Source organism: Mesorhizobium sp. M2E.F.Ca.ET.209.01.1.1 (genome assembly GCF_004010375.2).
GTDB lineage: Bacteria > Pseudomonadota > Alphaproteobacteria > Rhizobiales > Rhizobiaceae > Mesorhizobium.
Genome location: NZ_SADP02001182.1, coordinates 1 through 290 on the forward strand (window position 1 = coordinate 1; position 290 = coordinate 290).

At 64.1% G+C, this 290-nt stretch carries 1 pseudogene; it reads right to left on the reverse strand.

What is annotated here, in order from left to right:
* A pseudogene (locus tag EN852_RS39645) lies at window positions 1-290 on the reverse strand (cell wall hydrolase); the annotation flags it as partial.

A 290-nucleotide genomic window follows, 5' to 3' on the forward strand; every position in this document is an offset into this window, starting at 1 on the left:
CGCCGGCAGCGGGTTCTGCATCCAGGCATGATCGCCCTTGCCCATCGGCGGGATGAAGCGGCCATTGTTCGGATCGTCCTGCAGCAGCGCCTCGAAGGGCGAAGACTTGGCGTAGTCCGGCGCCGACTGGGCGTAAGCGGTGGCGAGGATATCCGGCTTGTCGTTGTTGACGAGGGCGACAAGTGCTGCCGGCAGCTCGGGATCGGGCTTCTTGTCCTCGCGGATGTGGAAAGCCTGAGCGATCTGGACTTCCTTGCCCCTGATGCCGGGCTTGGCGAAGGTGAGCTTCA